A 13,188-nucleotide genomic window follows, 5' to 3' on the forward strand; every position below is an offset into this window, starting at 1 on the left:
TAATAGAATGAAAAGAAAGAAATTTGGCAGAAAGGGAGGGTGTCGATGCAGGAGAAGGTTAAAGATTTTTTTGGACGCCCACTTCAAGATTTACGCATATCTGTCATTGATCGTTGCAATTTTAGATGTACATATTGTATGCCAGCGGAAGTATTTGGGCCTGATTATGCTTTTTTGAAAGATGAGTTTTTACTAACGTTTGATGAAATTGAGCGTTTGGCAAAAGTGTTTGTTAGCATCGGTGTACGAAAAATTAGAATTACTGGTGGCGAACCACTGCTTCGTAAAGATTTAACAAAACTTATTGCACGTCTTGTGAAAATTAATGGATTAGTAGATATAGGATTAACGACAAATGCTATTCATTTAACGAAACAAGCAAAGGCATTAAAAGAAGCTGGATTACATAGAGTAAATGTTAGTTTAGATGCAATAGATGACGATATATTTAGGAACATTAATGGTCGAAATATTAATACGAAACCTGTGATTAAGGGAATTAAAGCAGCGAAAGAGGCGGGGCTGGAAGTAAAGGTAAATATGGTTGTGAAAAAAGGGATGAACGATCATCAAGTACTTCCAATGGCTGCGTATTTTAAAGAGCAAGGAATCCCGCTTAGATTTATTGAGTTTATGGATGTTGGTAGTACGAATGGATGGAATTTCGACCAAGTGGTTACAAAACGAGAATTGATCGAGATGATTCATAGGGTGTATCCGCTTGAGCCAGCTGAAGCGCATTATTTCGGTGAAGTTGCGAAGCGATATCGGTACGTTGGAACAAATGTTGAAGTCGGTTTTATTACTTCTGTTTCTGAGTCATTTTGTTCCTCTTGTACGAGAGCGAGAATTTCAGCAGATGGAAAGTTTTATACTTGCTTATTTGCGACAGAAGGATTGGATGTAAGGAAACTTCTTAGAGGAAATCTTTCGGATGATGAGTTATTAAGCGTTATACAAGATGTGTGGGTGAATAGAAAAGATAGGTATTCGGATGAACGGACAGAAGAAAGTGCAAAGAATCGTCCGAAAATTGAAATGTCTTATATAGGAGGATAAGAAGGGAGGCTATTGTATGCAGGAGCGATATTCAAGACAAATATTATTTTCTGGTGTTGGAGAAGAAGGACAGCGAAAAATAAGAGGGAAGCATGTGCTTATTATCGGCGCTGGTGCTCTCGGGGCAGCAAATGCAGAAGCAATTGTTAGAGCAGGTGTTGGTAAAATAACGATTGCGGATCGTGATTATGTAGAATGGAGCAATTTACAAAGGCAACAATTATATACAGAGGAAGATGCGAAACATTATAAGCCGAAAGCGATAGCGGCAGCAGAACATTTAAAAGCTATTAATTCTGAAGTAGAAATTGTACCGGTTGTAACCGATGTAACGGTTCAAGAAATGGAAGAGTTAATTAAAGGTGTAGATTTAATATTAGATGCGACGGATAATTTTGAAACGCGTCTTCTTATTAATGATATATCCCAGATGTATAACGTTCCGTGGATATACGGAGGGTGCGTTGGAAGCTACGGAGTAACTTATACAATCTTGCCTGGAAAAACGCCATGTTTTCGATGTTTAATGGAACATCCAGCGAGCGGAGCGACATGTGATACGGCGGGTATTATACAACCAGCAGTGCAATTAGTAGTTGCGCATCAAATAACGGAAGCTTTAAAAATATTAGTAGAAGATTTTGAGGCACTTCGTGAAACGATGCTATCATTTGATCTTTGGAATAATCAACAGATGGCATTTAAAGTGAATAGACAGAAAAAGGATACATGTTTATCTTGTGGAAAGCTACGTACATATCCGAGCTTAACATTTGAAGCACAAACGAAAACAGAAGTATTATGTGGACGAAATACAGTTCAAATCCGTCCAGGTGTGCGACAGGGGTTTAATTTAGAAGAAATTAAAAAGCGCTTACAAAAAAGTGTGGATGTAAAGGAAACGCCTTATTTATTATCATTTCCGGTGGAAAAATATCGTTTTGTTTTATTTACAGATGGTAGAGCGTTTATTCATGGGACGAATGATATGAATGTGGCGAAACGCCTATATGCAAGATATATAGGGTGAACCTAAAGGAGAGTCCTTTAGGTTCAGAGGGAAAAGATAGTATTAAGAATTTCTAATATAATCTCCATTTTTTCCGCCTGTTTTTTCAAGTAAGTACGTTTCGCCAATAATCATGCTTTTATCAACAGCTTTACACATATCGTACACGGTAAGAGCGGTAGCGGAAGCAGCTGTTAAAGCTTCCATTTCAACGCCGGTACTACCTTCTGTTTTAACTTTTACTTCAATAAGTAGTCGATATTGTTCTTCTGACTGTTTCCAATCGAAAGAAACATCAACACCTTTTAACAATAAAGGATGGCACATTGGGATAATATCAGAAGTGCGTTTTGCAGCCATAATGCCTGCAATTTGTGCAACAGCCAATACATCACCTTTACCAATTTCATTGTGAGAGATTTTGTCAAAAATTTCTTTCGTAACGAGAATGCTAGAGCATGCAATTGCTGTTCGAACGGTTACTTTTTTGTCGCTTATATCAACCATTTTAGCGCGCCCTTGGTCATTGAAATGTGTGAATGAAGACATGGAATTCCTCCTTGAAGTAATTACGATTTAATATATAAAGTGTAATCGAGATTAGATATTTTGCAAATATGAGGTGAGAAACAATGGTAGAAAAACGAATCCCGATTCAAGTTGTTGAGGCAGTAGAGCGGGTTATGAAATACGCTAAGCATGGTGAAGTAGAAGAAGTTTTTATTACAGAAAGTTATGGGAGGATTCTTGGGGAGGATGTTGTCTCAGATCACGACGTTCCTCACTTTGATCGTTCTCCTTACGACGGTTTCGCAATTCGAGCAGAAGATACGAAGGAAGCGAGTCAAGAGCATCCGGTTGAATTTGAAGTAATAGGAGAAATCGGAGCAGGTTCTGTTTTTTTAGAAGAAGTAGGAGCTTTTCAGGCGGTTCGTATTATGACAGGAGCAGCTATTCCAGAAGATTGCAATGCAGTCGTAATGCTAGAGTTGACGGAAGGATTCGAGAAGAACGAAAGTACATATATGAAGTTGAAACGCTCTTTCCAAAATGGTGACAATGTGTCATTTAAAGGAGAAGATATAAAACAAAATCAAGTCCTTGTTAACAAAGGTATTGTAATCAATCCAGGTGTTGCCGCACTGTTAGCGACGTTTGGATATAGCACTGTGAAAGTTGTAAAACAGCCTGTTGTTGGTATTGTAACGACAGGAAGCGAATTACTAGAAGTGCATGAGCCGCTAGAGCCAGGCAAAATTAGAAATAGTAACTCTTATATGATTGCAGCTCAAATTATGAAAGCCGGCGGGAAAGTTCGTTATTATGGCCAACTTGCCGATGAGTTAGATGCATGTTTTACAGCTGTTCAATCAGCGGTGGATGAAGTTGATATTTTAATTACAACAGGCGGTGTGTCGGTAGGAGATTATGATTATTTACCGGCTATTTATGAAAGATTACAGGCGAATGTACTTTTTAATAAAATAGCGATGAGACCAGGAAGTGTAACGACGGTAGCTGAAGTTGATGGAAAGTTACTTTTCGGTTTATCAGGGAATCCGTCAGCTTGTTATGTAGGCTTTGAATTATTTGTGCATCCAATTATAAAAACGTATTTGTATGTGAAGGAACCTCACGTATATAGGGCAGACGCTATTTTGCAAAAAGATTTTCCGAAACCAAATCCGTTTACTCGTTTTGTAAGAGCGAAAGCGAGCATTGTTAATGGGGCACTACAAGTGACGCCGGTCGGTTTAGATAAATCGAGTGCGGTATCTTCACTTGCAGATGCGAATGCTTTTATCGTATTGCCCGGAGGAACGAGGGGATTTGAAGCAGGGATGAAAGTATCTGTATTATTGTTAGAACACTCTGAGGGATGTGATTGGCCATGGGCAACGCCTCTTCAATCTTACAAATAGTAGGGTATCAAAATAGCGGGAAAACAACACTTGTAGAGAAAATTGTGCATGCATTAGCCGAAAGCGAAATGAAAGTTGCTACAATTAAGCATCATGGTCATGGTGGTTTTCCTGAAGTAGCGCAAAAAGATAGTGAAAGGCACCGAAAAGCTGGTGCTGTCGTAAGTAGTGTAGAAGGCGCTGGATTACTATCTCTGTCTTCATTACGAGATGAATGGTCCTTGCAAGAAATTATCCGCTTGTACGAATTTTTTGAAGTGGATATGATTTTAATAGAGGGCTATAAAGCTGAGAAATATCCAAAAGTAGTGTTACTTCGTTCTGCGGAAGACATTGAACTTTTACATAAGGTAGAAAACGTAGTAGCAATTATTACGTGGGATAATGTCCTGTCAAATTTAAGAGAAGACTATAAAGTATTTCATATAACAGAAGAAAAATTGTATGTAGACTGGTTTTTACAAACGGTTAGGAGTGCAAAATGATAAATACGTATTATGAAGTAATTGATACAGAAATCTCGATTGAAGAGGTGGCAAAGAAAGTAATTCGACGTGAATGCGGTGCTGTTACAACATTTATTGGAACGGTTAGGGAGTTTACGAAAGGGCGTCGTACATTATACTTAGAGTATGTTGCTTATAAGTCGATGGCAGAAAAGATGCTACAGAAAATCGGCACAGAAGTGAAGGAGAAATGGCCTGGTACACATGTTGCGATTACACATCGCATTGGCACGTTGCAAATTTCTGATATAGCGGTTGTTGTTGCTGTATCAACGCCGCATCGTAAAGAGGCCTATGAAGCAAATGAATATATTATGGAGCGTATTAAGCAAATTGTTCCGATTTGGAAAAAGGAGTTTTGGGAAGATGGCGACTCATGGATTGGTGATCAATTAGAAAAGACACCATATCCAGCAGGAGAGCCTGGGAAGGAGCTATAAATATGATTCGAGTATTGTTATTTGCGAACTTGCAAGAAGAAGCAGGAACAAGTGAATTACAAATAGAGAAAGAAAATATTACGGTTGCAGAGTTAAAAGATATTGTCGCGAAGGAATATAATGTACCAGTATCAGCACCAATTATGGTTGCGATTAATGAAGAATATGCAAATGAAGATGATACGATACAATCTGGTGATGTAGTTGCACTCATACCACCAGTGAGCGGTGGTTAATATTGGATTTATTAAAACGACTTTCCTGAATAGGGGAAGTCGTTTTTTTTATGGGCGTTTTGAGAACACTAATTTATAGAACAAGGAGGGCATTATGAAAAAAATATGTGTAATGATGACGATGATATGTTCTATCTTTTTCTTTTCTCCAAGCTATTCTTGGGCGAAAGAGTCGAAGGAACAGCTTTTAGAGAGTGCGTTACTTAATAGGTACTATTCAGTTATAAGGCAAGCGACAGAAGATCAATATGAATGTGATTCAGTTATAAATATAAAGCGTCTAGGTAAGAAAGATGAGTTTGTTCCTAGATTTGAAGTAACTCTACAATTTCTTACATTTCAAGGTGCACATAATCCGCCGAATGACAAAGTTACACTTACTTTGGAAGACAATTTAGACCACATAAAGATAAAGAAAGTAGAGCGAGAAAAAAATGTGTCTAGTGAGATTGCAGAAAAGGTTTGCGCACGAGCGAAGGAAAAAATGAAAGCACACTCTAATGGTGTAGAGCGATAACTGATGATATTTAGTAAAGAAAGGTAATGAGCAATGGATATACTTTTAGCGATTTTACCAGCTATATTTTGGGGGAGTATTGTGCTATTTAACGTGAAACTCGGCGGAGGACCGTATAGTCAAACGCTCGGTACAACATTTGGTGCACTTATTTTCTCGGTTGTTGTTTATATTTTTGTGAAGCCAGTATTAACTCCTACTGTTATTGGAGTTGGAATTGTATCAGGTTTATTTTGGGCACTTGGTCAGGCGAATCAATTAAAAAGTATTGATTTAATGGGTGTTTCGAGGACGATGCCAATTTCAACAGGACTTCAATTAGTTGCGACGACTTTATTTGGAGTCATCGTATTTCATGAGTGGTCCACGACAATATCAGTCGTCCTTGGAGTTTTGGCGCTCGTTTGTATTATTATCGGTGTTATTTTAACATCACTTCAAAGTGAAGAAGAAAAGAATGCAGAGCAAGCAGCAAATTTTAAAAGGGGCATCATAATTTTATTAATTTCAACAGTCGGTTATTTAGTTTACGTAGTAGTTATTAGGCTATTTAACGTAGATGGTTGGTCGGCTTTATTACCACAAGCAGTTGGTATGGTGTTAGGAGGCATTTTACTTACCTTTAAACATCATCCATTTAATAAATATGCGATACGAAATATTATTCCAGGATTAATTTGGGCAGCTGGAAATATGTTTTTATTTATTTCACAGCCGCGTGTCGGGGTTGCAACAAGCTTTTCACTATCACAAATGGGAATTATTATTTCGACGCTTGGCGGGATTCTTATATTAGGTGAAAAGAAAACGAAACGTCAATTAACAGGTATCGTTGTTGGTATCGTTTTTATTATCGCAGCCGGAATTATGTTAGGGGTTGCAAAAGGATAAGGAGGCATTGAAATGTATAGTGATTTAGAAGGGAAAGTCGTCGTTATTACAGGATCAGCAACTGGTTTAGGTAGAGCGATGGGAGTACGATTTGCTAAGGAGAAAGCGAAAGTGGTTATTAACTATCGCTCACGAGAGTCAGAAGCGAATGATGTGTTAGAAGAAATTAAAAGAGTAGGCGGAGAAGCGATTGCTGTAAAAGGTGATGTGACGGCAGAGGCAGATGTTGTGAATCTCATTCAATCTGCTGTGAAAGAGTTTGGTACGCTCGACGTTATGATTAATAATGCAGGGATAGAAAACGCGGTACCGTCGCATGAAATGCCGTTAGAAGATTGGAATAAAGTAATCAATACAAATTTAACAGGCGCTTTTTTAGGAAGTCGTGAAGCGATTAAATATTTTGTGGAACACGACATTAAAGGATCTGTCATTAATATGTCTAGTGTTCATGAGAAAATTCCGTGGCCACTATTCGTGCACTATGCAGCAAGTAAGGGCGGTATTAAACTTATGACAGAAACGTTAGCGTTAGAATATGCGCCAAAAGGTATTCGAGTAAATAATATTGGACCAGGTGCAATTAATACGCCGATTAATGCCGAAAAGTTTGCTGATCCAAAGCAACGTGCTGACGTAGAAAGTATGATACCAATGGGCTACATTGGAAAACCTGAAGAAATCGCAGCAGTAGCAACTTGGCTCGCTTCATCAGAGGCAAGTTACGTAACTGGAATTACGTTATTTGCAGATGGTGGAATGACTTTATACCCATCGTTTCAAGCTGGGCGTGGATAATATGAAAAGGACAAAGAGCTTTATCTCTTTGTCCTTTTTTGCAAAAAAAAATAGCGGTCAGCTATTTTTAAAATTAATGATTGATTGTATCTTGAAGAAATTCTGTTGCTTGATGTTCTGAAACATTCTGTACGAGCGCAACTTCGCTAATAACCATTTTGCGCGCATTATCTAGCATTTGTTTTTCGCTCGCGTTTAATGCTCTTTCTTTATTGCGACGAAGTAAATCACGAACAACTTCTGCACTATCTTGAAGATTGCCGTTCTTCATTTTTTCCATATTCATTGTATATCTTTGTTTCCAGGAAAGTGAGGGGTCTGATTCCCCATGATGAAATTCAAGAAGTATACCATCTAACGTACCTTTATCAACGATATAACGTATACCTGATTTTTGTAATTGATCCATCGGAAGCATTACTTGCATATCTTTATTAATGATGCGTATAACACAATATTGACGTGTAGTACCTAATATTTCTTTCTCTTCAATTGCTTCGATGATTCCTGCACCGTGCATTGGATAAACGATTTTATCACCAATTTGAAACAAATCATCCACCTCCATATGTGGTAACCATCTTTAATGATAACACATTTATATAAAAATGTCAAATTTTATATAATATCATATCTGATATACTGTAGTCAATATATAAAAGTCGTTTTTTTTAGATGTTTTTTTGCCCTTATATGTGAAAAGAAAAGAGGAGATTTTTTTAGAAAAATAGTACAGGCGAAGAAAAAGGGCATATCCACTTATTTTTAAGCATAAAATGTAAAATCGCTAATACAATATACCTAAATCCGTTCTTTGCAAAGGAGGGAGAGAAGGTGGGGCGCACAATTAAAATTGATATTACAAATAAAGTTGTAGCTAAATTTAGACCAAATTATTTGGAATTATATACGAGTAAATTTATGATAGGTAAGTTTTATGTCTATACTGAAGGTAAACAATATGTGTTAGAAGACGGATATATATACGAAGAAGGAAAGTTTTATCGCATCATAGATACGCACCGTGGCAATAATCAAGCGGCGGAGGGCTGCGATCTAGGATGGTGTTAACATGATTCGTGTGAAAGTATTTGATGAAAGTCATGAAAAAGACTTAGAAGATGCAGTAAATGTATTTTTGAAAAAAATTGATGATGGAAATTTTGTAGATATAAAGTATCAAGTTGGTGTTTCGATTAATGATGATGAAAATCAAATTTATTGTTTTTCAGCGATGATTGTTTATAAAGCATAAAAAAGAGCTGGGGAGCCAGCTCTTTTTTATGCTTTATGTTGGGACAACATGTGTCGGTAAAATATTCATAATAGATTGTGTTGCGCCTGTTTTCTTTGCTGTTAAAAGAATTTCTCCTGTTTCATGCTCCTGAGCATCAGTGCACATACCGAGGTGATAACGATCACCTAAAAATGGATCAATATAAAAACCGTTTTTGAATACTTTATCATTCGGATGTTTTTCATGGTGAATTTCAGAACAATTAATGCAATAGAACATAGCTTACATCCCCTTTTTATTTTTGTTTAAAAAAGTGAGTCGGTAGTCATTTCGCTCCTAAGGAAATGTTGAGGAGAAGAGAAATAACTACCTACTCAAATGGTGGGCATATTCCTTCTGATTTTTCATATCTCACGTATTGTCCCTGAGGGAAGGAGGAGAGGCACAGTACGCATGATATAAGTAAGGCGCTTCTTTCAATATGAATGATGGAGTTTCATGTTGAGAGAAGTTTTTATTTTTTATTGCCTTTGTGAGTATATTATGAGGGAATGCTGAGAGAGTGTTTGTCCTGTTGAAAAAATGTTGAGAATTTCTCAACAGTGAACATGGTCTCTCTTGACGTATAACCAAATGGTGTTATATTATCAAAAATGAAACTAAAAGGTGTTATTTTTTGCCGAATAAAGGAGAATTTACAATGGAACAACAAAATACATTAAATGATATTAAACAAACAATCGTTTTTAACGCGTCTATTCAAAAAGTATGGAATGTAGTATCAACTGCAGAAGGAATTGCGTCATGGTTTATGCCAAATGATTTCGAATTAGAGGTAGGACATGAGTTTCATGTGCAATCACCATTTGGACCATCACCATGTAAAGTGTTAGAAATTGATGAACCGAACCATTTATCTTTCTCATGGGACACAGATGGCTGGGTTGTTTCATTTAATTTGAAAGACCTAGGAGATAATAAAACAGAATTTACGTTAATTCATGGCGGCTGGAAACATCCTGATGAAATTCTTCCGAAAGCGAATGCGAAGAGCTCTATTATTCGCGATAGAATGAATGGCGGCTGGGTAGCGATTGTAAATGAAAAACTGAAAAAGGTTGTTGAAGGTTAAATGTCTTCGTCAGCAGCGAAATATGATGTATTTCAAGCAATTGCTGATCCAACCCGCCGAGAAGTAATACGGTTATTAAGTGATAAAGAGTTACCGATTTCCAAAATAACGGATCATTTTCCGATGAGCCGTACTGCAGTTGTAAAGCACCTTCATATTCTTTCGGAAGCGAATTTAGTGAGTGGAAGAAAGAGTGGAAGAGAGAAGATATATCGTTTGCATCCAGAACCATTAGAAGAATTACAGCAGTGGCTCTCATACTATGAACGATTTTGGGATAATAAATTGTCCATGCTTAAACATATTGTGGAGAATGAAGAGTAAAAGAGGATGACCATTTCGGTCATCCTCTTTTTACTGCTCACTTGTTTGTTTAGCTGGCTTTAATAAGAGCCAAGCGATAATTAATGTGAATACTGCTAATACGAAAGTGCTCATATAAATGACGTGTACACTTGATGCTAATGCGGATTGTGATTCGGTTGCTACGTTTGCTGTAGCTCCGCCGTGTCCGCCAGAAGATACGAGATCAAGATTTTTAATACCACGCGCGTGAATCATCGTATTGAAGATTGTTCCGAAGATTGCAGCGCCTAGTGTTTGACTAAATGTATTAATAAATGTGTTTAAACCAACTGCCGTTCCGCGCGTATGAGCCGGTACAGCTGCTTGAATTGTGACCATGTAAATTGGTGTAACAAGTCCCATTCCTAAGCCGAATAATCCGACTGCAACATAGATAAGGAACGATGGTGAATCTGTTGATAATGTAAATAATAAGAAGGTAGCAACTGATAAAATGCTAGCTCCAAGTAAAATAATTTGTTTCGTTTGTAACTTGCCAACTAAGTTACCGGAGAACATAGCACCGAATGTCCACATAACAGGAATCGGCATTAAAATGAGTCCAGCTTCTGTCGCATTTTTTCCTAAAACACCTTGGCTCCAAATTGGAAGATACACTGTAATACTAATAATCATTGCGCCAGCAATAAGTGTTAGTATGTTTATAGTAGATAGTGTACGGTTAGAGAAAAGTGCTAGCGGAATTAATGGTTCCGGAGATTTTTTCTCGATGTATAAGAAAATAATGAATGAAACAGCGGCAAAGATTAATAGGCCGATAATTGAAATGTCTCCCCAGTTTTGCTTACTGCTACCTGTTAATAATGCGTATAGCAGAGCGATTGTACTTAATGAGAAGACTGTTGCACCAAGGTAGTCGATATGTTGCTTGGCGGCAGACTTAACAGATTCCTTATAAGAAATGGCAAACATTATGCAAGCGATAATTCCAAAAGGAACGTTTAAGAAGAAAATATAGCGCCAAGAAAGAGAATCAACTAAAAATCCACCTACTAACGGCCCGATAACACCAGATACACCCCAAACGGCACTCATCCAGCCCTGTGCTTTCGCGCGGTCTCTCGCTTCGCTATATAAGTCTCCAATAATCGTCATTGTGATCGGCATAACAGCACCAGCCCCTATACCTTGAAGAGCTCGGAAGAAGATTAATTGTTCCATTGATGTAACGACTCCGCAAAGTGCAGAACCGATTAAGAAGATTGTTGCTCCGATGAGCAGAACTTTTTTACGGCCGAATAAATCAGCTAGTTTTCCGTATATTGGAGTCGAAACAGCTGTTGCAAGCATATAGATTGCATATACCCAACTAACAAGTTCGACGCCTGACAAATCACTCGTTATACGAGGGATCGCTGTACTAACAATCGTTCCTTCTACCGCAGAAAGAAACGTCATTAGCATTAAAGACATCATGACTTTTTTTCTCATTTGTTTTCCCCTTACCCTTTTTCAAATATTCAACAATATAAAATATAAAGGTACTAAGGTATATAAAGCAACAAAAAAGAACGAGAGGTAGGAGGAGGGTATATGTGGCGTTCCTTGTTGGTAAATCGATATCTCTTGTCAAATCGCCGATATAATTTCATGTACATATAAAAAAAGAAACAGGAATCCCTGTTCTTTTTTTAATACTGCATTTTTGCGTTTTCTCCAGCTGTTGTTCCGGCAATTCTACCAGTAACGAGAGCAGATGTAATGTTATAGCCACCAGTATAACCGTGAATATCAAGAACTTCTCCGCAGAAATATAAGCCATTCGTGAATTTAGAAGACATTTCTTTCGGGTTAATTTCTTTAACGGATACACCGCCGCCAGTAACGAATGCTTTTTCAATTGACTGCGTACCATTTACATTCACAGTAAATTCTTTAAAGTCTTTCACAAGTGCACGAATCTTCTCATGAGAAATTTGTCCAGCTTGTTCGCTGCCATCAATTTCATTTTTTTCTAATAAGAATAGGAAGTAACGTTCAGGCACATAACCTTTTAAAACGTTTTTAATTCCTTTTTTCGGATCGTCCTTCATTTGTTTCAGCATGCGCTGGAATAGTTGTTCACTATTTTCTTCTGGCAATGCATCGATACTCATTTGAACTGTATTCGTTTTAAATTTTTTCAACGTTTTTACAACGAATTGGCTACAACGAAGAGCAGCAGGACCAGATAAGCCAAAATGAGTGAAGAGCATGTCCATTTTATGAGAAATGACAACTTTTCCTTTCGGGTTTAATACGCTTAAGTTTACATCTCGTAAAGCAAGACCTTGTAATGAGCGGTCACGAATAAATGGTTCGTTTGAAAGAATTGGTACTTCTGTTGGGAAAAGTTCTGTAATTGTATGACCAGCTTTTTCAGCCCAAGCGTATCCGTCTCCAGTAGAACCAGTTTGAGGAACAGATTTTCCACCAACAGCGATAACGACGTGATTCGTTTCTAACACTTCACCTGTTTGTAATACAACGGCTTTTGTTTGACCGTTTTCGTATTCAATCGTTTCAACAGGCGTATTCGTGCGTATTTTTACACCTAAGTCTTTTAATCGTGTTAAAAGTGCATCTACAACAGATTGCGCTTTATTTGATACGGGGAACATGCGGCCATGATCCTCTTCTTTCAGTTTTACACCGAGATTTTCGAAGAATGTAATAATATCTTCATTACTGAAAATAGAAAAAGCACTGTATAAGAAGCGACCATTTCCAGGTATATGTTTAACGATTTCATCAAGTGGTAGACGGTTCGTTACGTTACAACGACCACCACCAGAAATCGCAAGTTTACGTCCAAGTTTATTTCCTTTATCAAGAAGTAAGACGCTTGCGCCTTCTTCAGCAGCACCGATTGCAGCCATTAGCCCTGAAGGACCGCCGCCGATGACAATAACATCATAATGCATAATATATCGACCTCATTTTCTACATTTCCTGCCTAAAAGAATAGCATGTTTTCCCTTAAAAGAAAAATAGAGTGAAGTACTGCTTAAGGGGAGAATTGTGGTACAATACAAAAGTTAGAGTTCAGCACTATCCTGCTATTTATGGGCAATAAGACTACTATCTTAAGATTTA

The 13,188-nt window shown here is 37.6% G+C and carries 18 protein-coding genes; 13 read left to right on the forward strand and 5 right to left on the reverse strand.

Features of this window, described 5'->3' with window-relative positions; all coding sequences use genetic code 11:
• Positions 1-45 precede the first annotated feature (45 nt).
• Both moaA and CDB3_RS27000 read left to right on the forward strand, forming a co-directional pair.
• Positions 46-1,059 carry a GTP 3',8-cyclase MoaA gene (gene moaA, locus CDB3_RS26995; RefSeq protein WP_128856599.1) on the forward strand — a complete coding sequence of 338 codons (1,014 nt, stop codon included), beginning with the start codon at positions 46-48 and terminating at the stop codon, positions 1,057-1,059.
• 16 nt (positions 1,060-1,075) lie between these two features.
• Complete coding sequence (locus CDB3_RS27000; protein ID WP_128856600.1) at positions 1,076-2,089, forward strand: molybdopterin-synthase adenylyltransferase MoeB; 1,014 nt, start codon at positions 1,076-1,078, stop codon at positions 2,087-2,089.
• Positions 2,090-2,131: 42 nt separating this feature from the next.
• Here CDB3_RS27000 and moaC read toward each other — a convergent pair whose 3' ends face one another.
• Positions 2,132-2,617, reverse strand: a complete 486-nt coding sequence (gene moaC / locus CDB3_RS27005; RefSeq protein ID WP_128856601.1) for a cyclic pyranopterin monophosphate synthase MoaC — start codon at positions 2,615-2,617, stop codon at positions 2,132-2,134.
• 83 nt (positions 2,618-2,700) lie between these two features.
• Here moaC and CDB3_RS27010 point away from each other — a divergent pair, with 83 nt between their 5' ends.
• The 7 genes from CDB3_RS27010 to CDB3_RS27040 all read left to right on the forward strand — a co-directional run bounded on the left by CDB3_RS27010 (position 2,701) and on the right by CDB3_RS27040 (position 7,378).
• Entirely contained in the window at positions 2,701-3,990 is a 1,290-nt protein-coding gene (locus CDB3_RS27010) for a molybdopterin molybdotransferase MoeA (RefSeq protein WP_128856602.1), read from the forward strand.
• The gene (gene mobB, locus CDB3_RS27015) at positions 3,954-4,475 is read left to right on the forward strand and encodes a molybdopterin-guanine dinucleotide biosynthesis protein B (RefSeq protein ID WP_128856603.1); all 522 of its coding nucleotides are present in this window, start codon (positions 3,954-3,956) and stop codon (positions 4,473-4,475) included. Before CDB3_RS27010 ends, mobB begins: the two co-directional genes overlap by 37 nt.
• Complete coding sequence (moaE, locus tag CDB3_RS27020) at positions 4,472-4,936, forward strand: molybdopterin synthase catalytic subunit MoaE (protein WP_097829025.1); 465 nt, start codon at positions 4,472-4,474, stop codon at positions 4,934-4,936. The genes mobB and moaE overlap by 4 nt, the downstream gene beginning before the upstream one ends.
• Before the next feature lie 2 nt (positions 4,937-4,938).
• Positions 4,939-5,172 (forward strand): molybdopterin converting factor subunit 1, encoded by a 234-nt coding sequence (gene moaD, locus CDB3_RS27025; RefSeq protein ID WP_000621795.1) that lies wholly within the window; start codon positions 4,939-4,941, stop codon positions 5,170-5,172.
• 94 nt (positions 5,173-5,266) lie between these two features.
• Positions 5,267-5,689, forward strand: coding sequence for a DUF3888 domain-containing protein (locus tag CDB3_RS27030; protein ID WP_128856604.1), 423 nt, complete (start codon positions 5,267-5,269; stop codon positions 5,687-5,689).
• A gap of 33 nt (positions 5,690-5,722) precedes the next feature.
• Complete coding sequence (gene glcU / locus CDB3_RS27035) at positions 5,723-6,580, forward strand: glucose uptake protein GlcU (protein WP_128856605.1); 858 nt, start codon at positions 5,723-5,725, stop codon at positions 6,578-6,580.
• Positions 6,581-6,592: 12 nt separating this feature from the next.
• On the forward strand, positions 6,593-7,378 hold the full coding sequence (locus CDB3_RS27040; RefSeq protein ID WP_128856606.1) for a glucose 1-dehydrogenase: 786 nt from the start codon (positions 6,593-6,595) through the stop codon (positions 7,376-7,378).
• A gap of 73 nt (positions 7,379-7,451) precedes the next feature.
• Here the strand turns inward: CDB3_RS27040 and CDB3_RS27045 are convergent, their stop codons facing one another.
• Complete coding sequence (locus tag CDB3_RS27045; RefSeq protein ID WP_002077588.1) at positions 7,452-7,946, reverse strand: CarD family transcriptional regulator; 495 nt, start codon at positions 7,944-7,946, stop codon at positions 7,452-7,454.
• A gap of 266 nt (positions 7,947-8,212) precedes the next feature.
• Between CDB3_RS27045 and CDB3_RS27050 the strand changes: the two genes are divergently transcribed.
• Entirely contained in the window at positions 8,213-8,449 is a 237-nt protein-coding gene (locus CDB3_RS27050) for a DUF2553 family protein (RefSeq protein WP_000533805.1), read from the forward strand.
• A gap of 1 nt (position 8,450) precedes the next feature.
• On the forward strand, positions 8,451-8,633 hold the full coding sequence (locus CDB3_RS27055; protein ID WP_000621746.1) for a sporulation protein Cse60: 183 nt from the start codon (positions 8,451-8,453) through the stop codon (positions 8,631-8,633).
• A 33-nt stretch (positions 8,634-8,666) separates the two neighbouring features.
• Here the strand turns inward: CDB3_RS27055 and CDB3_RS27060 are convergent, their stop codons facing one another.
• On the reverse strand, positions 8,667-8,894 hold the full coding sequence (locus CDB3_RS27060; protein WP_000498999.1) for a DUF3973 domain-containing protein: 228 nt from the start codon (positions 8,892-8,894) through the stop codon (positions 8,667-8,669).
• A 421-nt stretch (positions 8,895-9,315) separates the two neighbouring features.
• On the opposite strand from CDB3_RS27060, the gene CDB3_RS27070 reads away from it, so the two are divergent.
• On the forward strand, positions 9,316-9,747 hold the full coding sequence (locus tag CDB3_RS27070; RefSeq protein WP_000437759.1) for an SRPBCC family protein: 432 nt from the start codon (positions 9,316-9,318) through the stop codon (positions 9,745-9,747).
• Entirely contained in the window at positions 9,748-10,071 is a 324-nt protein-coding gene (locus tag CDB3_RS27075; protein WP_000098837.1) for an ArsR/SmtB family transcription factor, read from the forward strand.
• A gap of 30 nt (positions 10,072-10,101) precedes the next feature.
• Here the strand turns inward: CDB3_RS27075 and CDB3_RS27080 are convergent, their stop codons facing one another.
• Both CDB3_RS27080 and CDB3_RS27085 read right to left on the reverse strand, forming a co-directional pair.
• Positions 10,102-11,544, reverse strand: a complete 1,443-nt coding sequence (locus CDB3_RS27080; protein WP_128856607.1) for an MDR family MFS transporter — start codon at positions 11,542-11,544, stop codon at positions 10,102-10,104.
• Positions 11,545-11,744: 200 nt separating this feature from the next.
• Positions 11,745-13,016: a BaiN/RdsA family NAD(P)/FAD-dependent oxidoreductase gene (locus CDB3_RS27085; protein WP_128856608.1), complete on the reverse strand. Its 1,272-nt coding sequence runs from the start codon at positions 13,014-13,016 to the stop codon at positions 11,745-11,747.
• Between the last annotated feature and the right edge of the window lie 172 nt (positions 13,017-13,188).

This window comes from Bacillus sp. CDB3, assembly GCF_002081505.1.
GTDB lineage: Bacteria > Bacillota > Bacilli > Bacillales > Bacillaceae_G > Bacillus_A > Bacillus_A cereus_AT.